1 protein-coding gene is annotated in these 546 nt (G+C 55.1%); it reads left to right on the plus strand.

Annotation, left to right across the window (positions count from 1 at the left end; genetic code table 11):
* The first annotated feature begins 276 nt into the window (after positions 1-276).
* A complete protein-coding gene (locus GL286_RS22125; protein ID WP_155097707.1) occupies positions 277-450 on the plus strand; it encodes a helix-turn-helix domain-containing protein in 174 nt (57 codons plus the stop codon).
* Positions 451-546 lie beyond the last annotated feature (96 nt).

A 546-nucleotide genomic window follows, 5' to 3' on the forward strand; every position in this document is an offset into this window, starting at 1 on the left:
CGGCAGCATCTTCGTCAGAACCGCTGCCTTTCGTTCCGGTGAGTAACCCAAGTCGTCGTCCTATCCCGCCCGCCAAATCTATCATTTCAGATCGAGAACGGGTGACAACTCTCCTGACATCGGGGGGTCTACGTGCGCTCGCAGACCCTCCAATCGGTGGCGAGGCGAAGGTAATTTACATAAATCATATTATGACTGGAAGTGGTTATAGCTGGGGCACATTCCATTCTGGAATGCATCACTGGATAGATTACTGATGCTATTCAGGAGGATGTCATGAGGCGCTCGTTCACGAACCTGACGCTGGACGAGCGCCGCGTCATTGCCAACATGCTTCGGGCCAAGGTGCCGAAGACGAGAATTGCGACGATGCTCGGCCGCGATCGCTCAACGATCTTTCGCGAACTCAGGCGCAACCATGAGATATGGGCGAAAGTTGGTGATGCCTGATCAGGCGGCGGCTTGAAGTTGGCGGAGACCGTCGCGGAACTCAACCCCTTGGATGATTTCCGGCAGGCGGTTCTGGCCATCGAGTTTGCGCCATTT

The organism is Paracoccus aestuariivivens, from assembly GCF_009711225.1.
GTDB classification, from domain to species: domain Bacteria; phylum Pseudomonadota; class Alphaproteobacteria; order Rhodobacterales; family Rhodobacteraceae; genus Paracoccus; species Paracoccus aestuariivivens.